Annotated in this window: 9 protein-coding genes and 1 pseudogene; all 10 read left to right on the forward strand. The window is 69.4% G+C overall.

The features are described 5' to 3' along the window. Positions 1 to 239 precede the first annotated feature (239 nt). The gene (locus ACFWYM_RS05765; protein ID WP_384830479.1) at positions 240 to 1,202 is read left to right on the forward strand and encodes a hypothetical protein; all 963 of its coding nucleotides are present in this window, start codon (positions 240 to 242) and stop codon (positions 1,200 to 1,202) included. Positions 1,203 to 1,283: 81 nt separating this feature from the next. Further along, positions 1,284 to 1,670: a pilin gene (locus tag ACFWYM_RS05770; RefSeq protein ID WP_384830482.1), complete on the forward strand. Its 387-nt coding sequence runs from the start codon at positions 1,284 to 1,286 to the stop codon at positions 1,668 to 1,670. A gap of 56 nt (positions 1,671 to 1,726) precedes the next feature. Next, positions 1,727 to 3,517 carry a hypothetical protein gene (locus tag ACFWYM_RS05775; protein ID WP_384830485.1) on the forward strand — a complete coding sequence of 597 codons (1,791 nt, stop codon included), beginning with the start codon at positions 1,727 to 1,729 and terminating at the stop codon, positions 3,515 to 3,517. Then, on the forward strand, positions 3,514 to 4,614 hold the full coding sequence (locus ACFWYM_RS05780; RefSeq protein WP_384830488.1) for a PrgI family protein: 1,101 nt from the start codon (positions 3,514 to 3,516) through the stop codon (positions 4,612 to 4,614). The genes ACFWYM_RS05775 and ACFWYM_RS05780 overlap by 4 nt, the downstream gene beginning before the upstream one ends. 41 nt (positions 4,615 to 4,655) lie before the next feature. Beyond that, a complete protein-coding gene (locus tag ACFWYM_RS05785; RefSeq protein WP_384830491.1) occupies positions 4,656 to 6,527 on the forward strand; it encodes a VirB4 family type IV secretion system protein in 1,872 nt (623 codons plus the stop codon). Positions 6,528 to 6,582: 55 nt separating this feature from the next. Then, positions 6,583 to 9,012 (forward strand): type IV secretory system conjugative DNA transfer family protein, encoded by a 2,430-nt coding sequence (locus ACFWYM_RS05790; RefSeq protein ID WP_384830494.1) that lies wholly within the window; start codon positions 6,583 to 6,585, stop codon positions 9,010 to 9,012. Continuing rightward, a complete protein-coding gene (locus ACFWYM_RS05795; RefSeq protein ID WP_384830497.1) occupies positions 9,009 to 10,076 on the forward strand; it encodes a replication-relaxation family protein in 1,068 nt (355 codons plus the stop codon). The genes ACFWYM_RS05790 and ACFWYM_RS05795 overlap by 4 nt, the downstream gene beginning before the upstream one ends. Positions 10,077 to 10,082: 6 nt before the next feature. Next, the gene (locus ACFWYM_RS05800; protein WP_384830500.1) at positions 10,083 to 11,015 is read left to right on the forward strand and encodes an NlpC/P60 family protein; all 933 of its coding nucleotides are present in this window, start codon (positions 10,083 to 10,085) and stop codon (positions 11,013 to 11,015) included. 57 nt (positions 11,016 to 11,072) lie between these two features. Next, positions 11,073 to 11,594: a winged helix-turn-helix domain-containing protein gene (locus ACFWYM_RS05805; protein WP_384830503.1), complete on the forward strand. Its 522-nt coding sequence runs from the start codon at positions 11,073 to 11,075 to the stop codon at positions 11,592 to 11,594. A gap of 203 nt (positions 11,595 to 11,797) precedes the next feature. Continuing rightward, positions 11,798 to 12,223 (forward strand): annotated as a pseudogene (locus ACFWYM_RS05810) (transposase); the annotation flags it as partial. Positions 12,224 to 12,501 lie beyond the last annotated feature (278 nt).

Consider the following 12,501-nt stretch of genomic DNA (forward strand, 5'->3'; position numbering starts at 1 on the left):
ACATCGTCAGAGGCGCTTCGTAGCCCTCTTGTCGTTGGAAGCCGTGCGGCACTCCTAGATCACTACTAAGGGACCTGGTCGGGAGCTACTACCGCCCCGCTGACGAACTCCCGCAGATCTCACCAGTGCTTCGGCGGTCCGTCGTAGTAGCGCCTTATGCAGCCGCTGGCCTGGGCTTGGCGGCCGCCGTGCTTACTCAACGCCTTACCGCTCGCTCCCACGCGAAGGGAGGCGCCGACATGTCGGCCGGATCAGCGGATGAGCGCCTTGGCAGAGAGGTGAACACGGCGACAGAAGCAGCGGGTGCGATGCCCCTGGACGTCGCACGGAAGTGCTTCATCTGGCTGGTGACGGGGCCGAAGCCACTGACTGTGGACTGTCGGGGCCTGGCAGGGCTCCCCCACCGGGCCGTTCCTCTTGATGAGTTGCTGGAGCGGTTGCTCCACGGAAGGTGCCCCCGCGAGACCAAGGACGCTGTCTGGCGCACTCTGGTGCTGCGTTCGCGGGCCGAGGGGGCGCCCTGGACGCTGGCCTGCATCGGGATGGCGCGGCCGGCGCTCGTCCGCATCGCCAAGCGTCTGGCGGCGCGATGCCCGGGGGAAGGGCTCGACGTACACGCCGAGGTGCTCTCGGGGTTCCTGGGCGCTCTGTCCACCATCGACGTGGACCGTCCTGGGGTGCTCGTCCGGCTGAACTGGGCGGCCTATCGGCGAGGGCTTGCCGCTCTGCGCGAGGTACTGGACGCACCCACTCCGGTCGGATCCAGATTCGAATCCGTGCCCCCGCGGCCGCCGTGGGGGCATCCCGACCTTCTGTTGGCGAACGCGGTCCGTGCCGGAGTCCTGACCCGGACCGAAGCGGACCTCATCGGCAGCACCCGGCTCGACAAGGAGTCCGTCTCCGGCTGGGCTCTCGCCCACGGAAGGACCCGCGCCGGCGTCTACAAGGCCCGGCAACGAGCCGAGCGCCGACTGGTCGACTTCCTCCTGGCCGGTGTCCGCTCGGATGGCGAGGAGGAACCGGTCGCCGATGCCGTACTGACTGGCCTCATGGATTCCGCCTCCGATTCCGGCCGCGCCGGCCCGCCAGAGCGCGAGGCCAGCACTCTCCAACCCTCACCTTCCGTAACCACTACGCGAGTTGAAGGTCGGACGGCACTGCAAGCAATTTCCCCGGCCCCGTGTCCAAAGGCGCGGCGCTAGACCGACTTCTCGGATGTAGGGGCTTCACAGAGAGGTCAACTCTCGCGCCCGCTCAACGCCCGCCATGGGAGGTGCTCCCAGATGCGCCAGAAGTCTCTCTCCGACCGTGCCGTCCGGCGTCACAGGCGTCGTCGGGTGGTGCGGTGGCTGCTGATCGCCCTGCTGTCCGCCGCCGTTCCCATCATCTGTGCCTCCTCGGCCCACGCGGGGGATCCCGAGCAGGTCCTGGCACTGGCCAAGTCCGTGAACGAGGTCCTCGACAACATCCGTAACTGGCTCATGGGCGTCCTTGCGGGGCTTGCCACGGTGTTCCTCACCGTCGGGGGCGTTCGCTATGTGATGGCGGGCGGGGATCCGGGGGAGGTCGAGAAGGCCAAGACCGCATTCAAGAGCGCGGGGTGGGGGTACGGGCTTGCCGCGCTCGCCCCGCTCATCGTGGCCATTCTCAAAGGGCTCGTGGGGGCGTGATGGCAATGGCCCTCGGTGGAGCAGCTTGGCGCCGTGGCCGGTTGCGAGGTGGAGTGGTGATCGGCTGCGTGCTGCTGGTCGCTCTCGCCGGGCTGCATGCCACGGCGGAGGGGGCCCCTTCTCCCCCGCCGCCGGTCGCCATCAGCAGTTCGACGGCCATCAGCGCGACGGATGCGCAGCTTGCACCCTGCACCCCCAGCAGCTGCACGCGGCAGCGCGACGATTCCGTGCTCGCACCGGCTTTCGCTCCCAGCCACCGTACGGAAGCGGCCGCGGGCGACGCTCGAAGCGGCGTGGTCGGCTGGATCGCGAAGGGCGTCACCGCGGCCATCAACGCCTTCTTCACCGGGCTCGTGACCGTCGCCCTCCAGCCCTTGCTGAAGCTCCTCGCTCATACGCTGCTCACCACACCCACCCCCGATTCACTGCCGAGGGTCGGCGAGTTGTGGGCGGATTCGTGGCAGATCACGCTCGCCACGTACTCGCTGCTGATCATGGTGGCCGGGGTGCTGCTGATGGCACACGGGTCCGTCCAGGCCCGGTACTCGCTCAGGGAGCTCGGGCCACGCATTCCGCTGGGGTTCCTTGCGGCGGGGTTCTCGCTGCTGTTCGCCACCAAGGCGGTCGAGCTCGCCAACGCACTGTCCGTGGCGGTGCTGGGCGGAGGACTCGACAAGAACTCGGCGGGCATCGCGCTGCGGGAGTTCGTGCTCAGCAGCTTCGTCGCCGGCGGCAACATCTTCAGGATCTTGTTGTGGGGTGTCGTCGCGGTGGTGTTGGTGGCCTTGTTGGTCACGTACGTGGTGCGGGTGGCGTTGACCATCCTGCTGATCGCCGGGGCTCCGTTGGCGCTGATGTGTCACGCCCTTCCTCTGACGGAGGGGGTCGCCCGCTGGTGGTGGCGGACCTTCGCCGGGCTCTTGGCGATTCAGGTCGCGCAGTCGGCGGCGCTGGTCGTGGGGATTCGCGTCTTCCTCACCCCGGGAAACTTCAGTCCGTTCGGTCCGACACGGGACGGGTTCGTCGCCGTGCTCGTCGTCCTGGCGCTGATGTACATCCTCTTCAAGATCCCCTTCTGGATCCTGAGTTCGGTGCGAGTGAGCCGGGGAAGGTCGTTCGCCGGGCGAATGGTGCGCGCCATGGTCATGTACAAGACCTTTGGGCTGCTGCGCAGCGCCTCGGGGCGGCCTGCGGTCGGCCGTGGGGGGCGCGGGGGCCGCGGCCCGTCAGCCACCAATCCGAGTCCGCCACCTGCTCAGGGGATGCCACCGTTCAGCCCACGGCGCAGGCAGGCAGGAAGAGGCGGGCCTCAGCCAGGTGGCCGGACGGCTTCGGGCTCTCGTCGGCCGCCCGGCCCGCCGCTGTTCCTGTCGCCCAACCAGGCTGCGCAGGGGCCGGGTTCACAAGCACCAGGTCAGCCCATTACGCCCACCGTCGCACCGGCTCCCGGACCGCCACCTCTGCCGCACTTCCAGGAACCGGGAGATGCCCGGTCCCCGGGGGCCGCCACCGCTTCGTCATCGCGCTCTATATCTCAGCCCATCCGAACGGCGGGACCACCCGCCTTCCGCGCTCCGGACCGCCGTGCACCAGGACACGGCTCCTCAACTCCGCGTCGGGGTTTCCCACCCACGCCTCCCGCCCCGACGCGGTTCCAGACCCCGGCCGTAGACCCCTCTCCGCCTCCGCGACGGGCCGTTGGACCACCGGCACGGGCGCCCTTCCGTGAGCCCGTGCACCCCTTGCCGCCTGTACGTCCGCATCCGCCCCGCCGCTTCCCACCGCCGCCACCGTTCTTCAGCTCGCCGCCTCCCCCGGCTCGCCCCGGAGAGGGGAATTCACGATGACCCAGCCGGTACGGATTCCCGCTGACGTCGAGCGTGAGGACGTGGTCCTGGCTCACTTGAACGCCCGTCAGCTACTCATCCTCGCCGTCACAGGGATGCTGCTGTACGGAGCATGGATGGCTCTGCGGGACTTCGTTCCCGTCCTGGTCTTCCTCCTCTTCTCCCTTCCCTTGGCGGGTACCGCGGCCCTGCTGGCCCTCGGCAGTCGTGACGGGCTCTCCTTGGATCGGCTCGCCCTGGCCGCCGTACGCCAGCGCTTGGCTCCGCGCTATCACGTAGCGGCGCCCGAGGGCATCGTCCCGCCGCCGCTCTGGCTCGCCCGGCGTGCTCGCGGCCGGACGGGAGACTCGGTGCCCTCGGCGCTGGCGATGGCCCCCGTGCAGCTGCCCGCCGAGCACGTGTCGGAGACCGGAGTCGTGGATCTCGGGGCGGACGGCGTCGCGGCGATCGCGGTCTGCGGCACGGTGAACTTCGCCCTGCGTACTCCAGCCGAGCAGGAGTCGCTCGTATCCGGGTTCGGGCGCTACCTGCACTCGCTCACCGCTCCTGTAGAGGTCCTCGTCCGGACCGAACGCCTCGATCTGTCCATGCAGATCAGTGAGCTGCGTGCGTATGCGGCTGAGTTGCCGGATCCGGCCCTAGAGACGGCAGCTCGCGAACATGCCGACTATCTGGAGCAGTTGACGCGCGAGAGCGATCTCCTGCAACGCCAAGTACTGCTGGTCCTGCGCGAACCGCTCGGGGGCGCCACGGGATCTACGGCAGTTCTGGACGAGATGTCGCCGCTCACCGGGCTCGGCCGGAGAAGAAGAAACCACGCCGACCTGCCGCCTGCTCATGCGCTGCGGCGCGCGGCCGAGGTGCGGCTGGCGCGACGTCTAGACGAGGCATCTGAGCTGCTCGGCCCGCTGGGCATCACCGTGACGCCGCTGGATGCGGGGCAAGCGACCGCAATCCTTGTGGCGGCCTGTAACCCCGACAGTCTCGTTCCACCGTCCGCGGCGCGTGCCAAGGCCGATGAGGTGATCACTTCAGACAGCTCCCCAGGCCGGGACTGCGCAGCGCAGACCGGGACAGGACGAGGCGAGTCACGGTGAAGTCCCGCGCCGGCAAGCGCTCCATCCGTCGGAAGGAGTCGGTGACCGGGCAAGGCGAAGCCTTCGCTCCCGACACCCTCGTCATCGCGCCGCGGCACCTTGAGGTGGGCGCGGAGTGGGTCGCCTCCTTCGCCGTGACCGGCTACCCCCGCGAAGTCCACCCCGGCTGGCTGCAGCCGCTGCTCACCTACCCCGGTCGCGTGGACGTCGCCCTGCACATCGAGCCCGTCGACCCGGTGACCGCCGCCCACCGGCTGCGGCGGCAACTGGCCCGTCTCGAATCCGGCCGCCGCTACACCCAGGACAGGGGGCGCCTGCTCGACCCGCACGTCGAGGCGGCCACCGAGGACGCATACGACCTGTCCGCCCGCGTAGCCCGGGGCGAGGGCAAGCTCTACCGGCTCGGCCTGTATCTCACCGTGCACGCGGGCGGCCGCGAGGAGTTGGCCGACGAGGTCGCTGCGGTGCGTGCGCTGGCGGCCAGCCTGCTCCTGGACGCCAAGCCCACCACGTACCGCAGTCTGCAGGGCTGGGTCACCTGCCTACCCATGGGCTTGGACGCGGTGAGGATGCGCCGGACCTTCGACACGAGCGCCCTGGCCGCCGCGTTCCCGTTCACGAGCCCGGACCTGCCGCCCGCCGATCCGACGTCGGTGTCCGCGCCCGGCGGGGTGCTATATGGGTACAACGTCGGCAGCCAAGGGCTGGTGCATTGGGACCGTTTCGCCCTGGACAACCACAACTCCGTGGTCCTTGGCCGCTCCGGCGCGGGCAAGTCGTACCTGGTCAAGCTGGAGTTGCTGCGGTCGCTGTATCGGGGCATCGAGGTCCACGTCATCGATCCGGAGGACGAGTACGCCCGCCTGGCAGCCGCAGTCGGTGGCACCTATGTGCACTTGGGCGGCGAGGCGGTGCGGCTCAATCCGTTCGACCTTCCCCTCCACACCCGGCCCGACGGACGGCTCGGCGCGCCGAGAGACGCGCTGGTGCGCCGCTCGCTGTTCCTGCACACCGTCATCGGTGTGCTGTTGGGGGCGCCGCTCAGCGCTCCTCGGCGGGCCGCCCTGGACCGGGCGTTGGTCGGGACGTACCAACGGGCCGGGATCACTGCCGATCCCCGCACATGGACCCGCCCGGCCCCGTTGCTGCACGATCTGGCCGACGTTCTCTCGCACGGTGATGACGCTGCCGCGAGGGAGTTGTCCGCCCGGCTGCACCCCTATGTGCATGGCGCGTTCTCCAACCTCTTCGACGCCCCGACCACCAGCCGGCCGGAAGGGCATCTGGTCGTGTTCTCACTGCGCGATCTGCCCGACGAACTCAAGCCGATCGGCACCCTGTTGACCCTGGACGCGGTCTGGCGCCATGTCTCCAACCCCGCGTTGCGCACGCCTCGGCTGGTCGTCGTCGACGAGGCATGGCTGCTGATGCGTGAGCGGGCCGGGGCGGACTTCCTCTTCCGCATGGCCAAGGCCAGCCGGAAGCACTGGGCGGGGCTGACCGTGGCCACGCAGGACACCGCCGATGTCCTCGGCACCGACCTGGGCAAGGCGGTGATCGCCAACGCGGCGACGCAGATCCTGCTGCGGCAGGCTCCCCAGGCCATCGACGAGATCACGCACACCTTCAACTTGTCCGACGGTGAACGGCAGTTCCTGCTGACCGCCGAGCGCGGACAAGGGCTGCTGTCCACCGGCACTCAGCGGGTGGCGTTCCACAGCGTGGCCTCGCCCGTCGAACACCGCTTGGTGACCAGCGACCCGGCGGAGCTCGCCGCCTACGCCGCGGACGAAACACCGGCACTGGAGGCCGACGCCCGTGCGCTCGTGCGTCTCGACATGGACGACGACGGTGCCCCGCTGCCCGACCTGGAGGTCGATTCCTATGGACAGATCTCTCTGGACCCCGCGTGATCCGTCACGGAACACACCCCGCGAAGGGAATCAACCCTCCCCGCTGGAGCGGTACTTGCAGGACCCGTACGGGAGTCTCGGCGGAGCTCTCGCTCGAATCGACGAGTTCCTGCACACCTGGGGCCCACTTGTCCTCGGCGTACTGCTCCTCGCGGCAGCAGGCGTGCTCGGGGCCCGCCGACGATGGCGCCGACGATGTCATCGACTCCTGCAACGCGACGCGCGGATCACCCAGATACTCCCCCCACCGACCAGCGATCCGACCGGTGCCACGGCCTTCTGGGCCAACCTGGTCGGCCTCCTTCGGCCACCCTGGCGCCGCCTGCTCGCCGGGCAGCCCCACCTGGCCTGGGAGTACGTCTTCGACCACGACACCGTCGGCATCCAACTCTGGGTCCCCGGCACGGTGCCGCCCGGCATGGTGGAACACGCCGTGGAGGCGGCCTGGCCCGGCGCCCAGACACGCACCCGCCCAGCCACACCCCCCACGCCGGATCAGCGCACAGGGACACCGGCCGCCACCGGAGAACTTCGGCTGGCACGCAGTGAGGCCCTGCCCGTGCGCAGCGACTTTCCGGCGGATCCGTTGCGTGCCTTGCTCGGCGCCCCCGCTGGTCTTGGCGCGCAGGAGCGGGCAGTGGTGCAGGTCCTGGCCCGGCCGGTGACCGGCCACCGGGTGAAGAAGGCACGTCGCGCGGCCCGACGCATGCGCACCAAAGGGTCTGCCCGACCGACGGGACGGCTCCTGGACGCGCTCACCCCCGGCCACCACAGAGCCGCGCGGGCGACGACACTCCGGTCACACGATCCTCAGCGAGTACTGCAGGCATCGGCCGAGGACAGATCGATCGTCGCCAAACAGCGCGGCGCGCAGTACGAGACCCGCATCCGCTACGCCGTGACGTCCCTCGTCTCCGAGGGCACGAGCCCGCCGAAGGAAGCCTCGCTCACTCGCGCACGGCTACGCGGCCAAGCACACGCGATCGCCAGCGCCTACGCCACGTACACCGAACACAACTTCTACGTCCGCGCCCGCCTCCGCCTCGCCCTGCCGTCTCTTGCCGAGCGCCGCTTCAACAAGGGCGATCTGCTGTCGCTCCCGGAACTCGCGGCAGTCGCCCACCTTCCCTGGGACAGCACCATCCCCGGTCTGCAGCGCGCGGGCGCTCGCGCCGTGCCGCCCCCGCCGGGGATTGCCGTCGCCGGGCCAGCGGTCAGGCCCATCGGTCTGACCGACACCGGAGTCCCCCGCCTCGTCGGCCTCCGTGTCCGCGACGCCCGCCACCATCTCCACATCCTCGGCGCCACCGGCTCCGGCAAGTCGGAGCTGATGGCCCACATGATCCTCGCCGACGCCACGTCCGGTCGCGGACAAGTAGTCATCGACCCGAAGGGCGACCTGGTCACGGATGTTCTCGCACGGCTGCCCGAGGGCCTGGGCGACAAGGTCGTTCTCTTCGACGCCGACAGCACGTCCCACCCTCCAATCCTCAATCCCCTCGAGGGTGAGGATTCCGCGCGGGCCGTCGACAACCTCGTTTCGATCTTCTCCCGCGTCTACGCCGCATCTTGGGGCCCCCGCACTGACGACATACTCCGCGCCGGGCTCCTCACGCTGCGCGCCCTGCCGGGCACGCCCACGCTCACCGACCTGCCGAAGCTGCTCTCCGTACCCAGTTTCCGGCGGCGCGCGGTGGGCCAGATCCACGACGACGTGTTGCGCGGCTTCTGGACTTGGTACGACGACCTGTCCTCCCCCTCCCGTGCCCAGGTCACGGCGCCGCTCATGAACAAGCTCCGCGGCTTCCTGCTGCGCCCGTTCGTCCGCGAGGCACTGGCCGGAGGTGCCTCAACGGTCGACATGGATCACGTACTCGACGAGGGCGGGATCTGCCTCGTCCGCATCGCCCGCGACGCCCTCGGTGCGGAGACCGCCCACCTCATCGGGTCCATCGTCGTCGCCCGCACCTGGCAGGCCGCCACCCGCCGAGCCCGCACCCCGCAGAATCGCCGCCATGACGCCTCCCTCTACATGGATGAGGCGCACCACTTCCTCCATCTCCCCTACGCGCTGGAGGACATGCTCGCCGAGGCCCGTGGCTACCGCCTCTCGATGACGCTGGCCCACCAGTACCTGCGGCAGCTCCCCAAGGAGCTCGAAGAGGGCATCAGCACCAACGCCCGCACCAAGATCTTCTTCAACGCATCCCCCGAGGACGCCCATCACCTCGCGCGCCACACCGAACCGCGCGTGGGCGCTCACGACCTCTCGAACCTCGACGCCTTCCACGCCGTCGTCCGCCCGGTCCTCAACGGCGCCGAAGCCCCTGCTTTCACCGTGCTCACCAAGAAGCTTCCGCCGCCGCTGGCCGGCCGGGCGCGGACGATCCGCGCCGCAGCCCACCACAACGCGCGCCCCGTGACGGCGCGCCCCTCCCTGCGCAAGCCTCCACAGCATCCCTCTGACCCACGCCGCACCGCGTGACCCGCACTCCCCTGGAGGTCAACCCAGCCATGATCACCAACCCCGGCCCGCAACGCTCCCTCCGCGGCCACCGCCCCAAGCGCCTCAGCGGCCGAACCGCTGCCACGGGCGACTACCTGGCCCGGCTCGCACCCCGCCTCACGCCGCGTGACCGCTGGCTGGCCCGCCTCGTGTACGAACATCGAGTCCTCACCACTCCACAGCTGGCCCAACTCGCCTGGCCCACCCTCCGAGCCGCCAATCAGCGCCTCCTCCAGCTCTACAGGTGGCGCGTCCTCGACCGCTTCCAGCCGTTCGTCACGTACGGCTCCGCGCCCATGCACTACGTCCTGGACGTGGCCGGCGCCAGCGTCCTAGCCCGCGAAGACGGCATGGACATACAGGACTTGGGCTACCGCCACGACCACGCTCTCGGGATCGCCCACTCTCTGCGCCTGAACCACATCGTCGGCACCAACGGCTTCTTCACCTCGCTCATCGCCCACTCCCGCGCCAGCAACGCGCAGTTGACCGCTTGGTGGTCCGAGGCCCGATGCCACGAGCACTTCGGCGACGTCGTACGCCCCGACGCCTACGGCCGCTGGCGCGAGGACGGCAGGGAGTTCGAGTGGTTCCTGGAACACGACTGCGGCACCGAGCGTCCCGCCGACCGCGTCGGAGCCAAACTGCCCCACTACGCCAAGCTCGCCGAGAGCACCGGCATCACGACGCCCGTCCTGGTCTGGACGCCGACCGCACAGCGCGAGGCCCGCATCCGGCACGCCGTGACCGAAGCGCTGGTCGCCCTGACCGAGCCCGCATCCGTACCGCTGGCCACGACGTCCGCGGAGTCGAGCACGGCAACGGACCCGAGCGGCCCCGCAGACACCCGCTGGCTCCCCCTCACACCCAACAGCCGCACGGACCGGCGCCTCGCCCTCGCTGAACTCCCCAGCGCCTGGCCCTACTTGAACCCCCTCGCCACGCCTCCCAGCCCCACCGCCGACAGCCCCGCCACGAACCAGATCCTGCCGCCGCTCCACCCCCAGGCAACGCCGATACGGAACGGCGCCCACCAGAGGTAGATCCCCATGGCCAAGATGCTCACCGCCACCGCAGCAGCGCTCCTCCTGATCATCGTGACGGTCGCGGCAGGCGCGGGCAGCCTCCTCTCCTCTTTCATAGGCGGAGGCTCACAGCCCAGCGCCACGGCCCTCTCCGACATCCCCGTCCGCTACCTCACCCTCTACCGGCAGGCGGCCGCCACCTGCCCGGGCCTCGATTGGTCCACACTCGCCGCCATCGGCAAGATCGAAACCGATCACGGCCGCTCCGCACTCCCCGGCGTCCACCACGGCTCCAACTACGCGGGCGCGCAAGGGCCGATGCAGTTTCTGCGTCCCACCTTCACCCACGTCATAGCCAGACACCCGCTCCCTGAAGGCGGCGCGGTCCCGCCCTCCCCCTACAACCCCCGTGACGCGATCCACGCCGCCGCGGCCTACCTCTGTGACTCAGGAGCGCGGAACAACTCCGACCCGCGGAAGGCGATCTACACGTACAACAACGCGAACTGGTACGTGTCCAAGGTCCTCGCCCAGGCTCAGCGCTACCGCGGCGACCAGGCCCTCGACTCCTCTGCCGCCGCCCTCCAAGCGATCGACTACGCCCAGCGGCAACTGGGGCTCCCCTATACCTGGGGCGGCAACGGACCTGCCGTGGGCGATCTGGGCTTCGACTGTTCAGGACTCACCCAGGCCGCGTACGCGGCCGCAGGCATCGCCCTGCCCCGCACCGCTCAGCAACAATACGCAGCGGGCCGGCGCCTACCAGGGGGCCAGCCCCCGCGCCCCGGTGACCTCGTCTTCTACGGTCACCCTCGGGGAGGCATTCATCATGTCGGCCTGTACATCGGGAACGGACGGATGATCGACGCTCCGGGCCGAACCCAGAAGATCAGAATCAGCCCCTACCGCTACGCCGGTGATGACTACGCCGGGGCAACACGGCCACACCCCTACTAAGCGATCTTGGTGATTTGTGGTGCGGCTTGGGTAGACGACCTGGCGGGAGGGGTTGCCATGGTGATGACGCCGCTGCGGGTGGAGTTTTCGCCAGCCCAAGTCGCCGAGTTGCGGCGGCGGTTGAGGTGTCGGGAGCTCGTGCCCAACAAGCGGATGCAACTGGAATGTGTACGGCTCGCGGCCCAGGGCCGCACGGCGCCCGAGATCGCGCTGGTCCTCGAGAAGCACCTAGTCACGGTACGAGGGGCATTGCATCGCTTCCTCGACGGCGGGTTCGAGGCCCTGGCCGATGCGCCGCGACCGGAGCGGCCGCCCCGGTGGAAGCGTGAGGACCTGGACGCGCTGGAGGACATGCTGGATGCCTCCGCCGCCAAGGGGCGGATCTGGACGCTGCCGGCGCTGGCCGAGTGGCTGCGCCGTGAGCGCGGCGTCGACCTGGATTCCTCCTGGCTGTCGGTGCTGTTGCACCGGGACGGGTTCCGCTGGAAACGCACCCGCGACAGCATCCGGTACCAGGCCAATCCGGCCCTCCAGGCCGCAGCATGGGAGCGGCTGGAGGGTTTACGGCTGTACGGCTGAGGTTCCAAGCAGGTGTCGAGGGCCTGTACTACCTCGACGAGTGCAGGTTCTCGCCGACCCTGCCCACCGGCTACACCTGGGCCCGCACCGGGACCCGGATGGTGGTGAAACGGAAGGACACCAAGAACCGCCGCGTCAACGTGCTCGGCGCGCTGAACGACACCGACCCCCGGCCCGAGCTCGTGTGAACCACTGTCGAGGGGGAGATCGACGCGGAACTGGTCCTCGACTTCGTCTGCACCCACATCGCCCAGCTGCCCGGCGGCGCCGACAACCTCGGCAAAGTGCCCGGCTTCCAGCGGCACCGCCCCTGCACCATCGTGCTGGACAACGCCCCCATCCACCACGCCCAGCTCTTCAAGGGACGCCGCGAAGAACTCGCGGACATCGGAGTCTATCTGTTCTACCTCCCTCCCAGATCACCGGAGTTGAACCGCATCGAATGCGCGTGGCGCTCGGTCAAGTACCAGGACACGCCCGTCCGCGCCTATACCAGCACCCCCGAACTGCACACCGCCATCGACACCGCCCTGACGCGGCGAGCAGCCACAATGGCCCCACACGCAACTCAAATACCCAAGGCCGCTCAGTGTTGTGAAGCGTCTTCGCAGGTAGGAAGACACTGCTAAGTACAGGCAAGTAAGGCATGTAGTGAGGGCGGACACGGGCACAGAGGCTGGGAAGGCCCGACCGGACTATGCCTGGCCCTGGTCGCCGGGCAGTTGGCTGTGGCTCGCACAGTAACTCCTCGCGACAGCGGTCCAAGAGCCGGCATTCCGCGCAGGCATCCCGCCTCTGCAGCTTGCGGAAACACGCGAGGACGCTGTGCGCGTCGCGATCCGCATGGCCGTGGAGCACTGCGCAAGTATCGAGGGCTCGCGCTCGTGGCATGACGCGCTCGGTCGGT

Source organism: Streptomyces sp. NPDC059009, assembly GCF_042740175.1.
In the GTDB taxonomy this organism is placed as follows: Bacteria; Actinomycetota; Actinomycetes; order Streptomycetales; family Streptomycetaceae; genus Streptomyces.